This is a genomic window from Mesorhizobium sp. M7A.F.Ca.CA.002.09.1.1, assembly GCF_003998555.1.
GTDB lineage: Bacteria > Pseudomonadota > Alphaproteobacteria > Rhizobiales > Rhizobiaceae > Mesorhizobium > Mesorhizobium ciceri.
In genome coordinates this window covers 1-455 of record NZ_RZRR01001609.1, presented here as the reverse complement: position 1 = coordinate 455, position 455 = coordinate 1, and the positions used below count along the sequence as shown (strand labels likewise).

At 57.6% G+C, this 455-nt stretch carries 1 pseudogene; it reads right to left on the bottom strand.

Annotation, left to right across the window (positions count from 1 at the left end):
- Nucleotides 1-280 (bottom strand): annotated as a pseudogene (locus EN994_RS34930) (porin family protein); the annotation flags it as partial.
- Nucleotides 281-455 lie beyond the last annotated feature (175 nt).

The following is a 455-nucleotide window of genomic DNA, read 5'->3' as shown; positions in this document are numbered from 1 at the left end:
GGCTGGTGATGGTCTTGCGGATGCCCGTTGCCGTCCAGGTCGCTTCGCCGCCCAGAATGAACTGTCCCCACTGCCATTGCGCGCCTGCATGGATACCGCCGGCTACGCCGGCTTTGTTGAAGTCAAATCCTTCTGTTCCCGCCGGAACGAGGTCGGTGAAGAACCCACCGTTTGGCTCGGTCATATCCGTTGCCGTGATGTCACCATTGGCAACGCCGAGATGGCCGCCGACATAGAGGCCGCTCCAGTCATAGGCCGACCCCGCAACCGGGGCCAACATGTCTGCTGCTGACGCGGTGCTTGCCGACAGGGCGGCAACCGCGAGAACTGCTAAGAATCTATTCACGTATTTCTCCCAACCCAAGTAATTCCCTCGGGAACAACAATAGCCGGGAGCGAAATGAAATTATGTGATGTTTTTGCCACAACCGCATATTTTTGCCATGGACCAACCG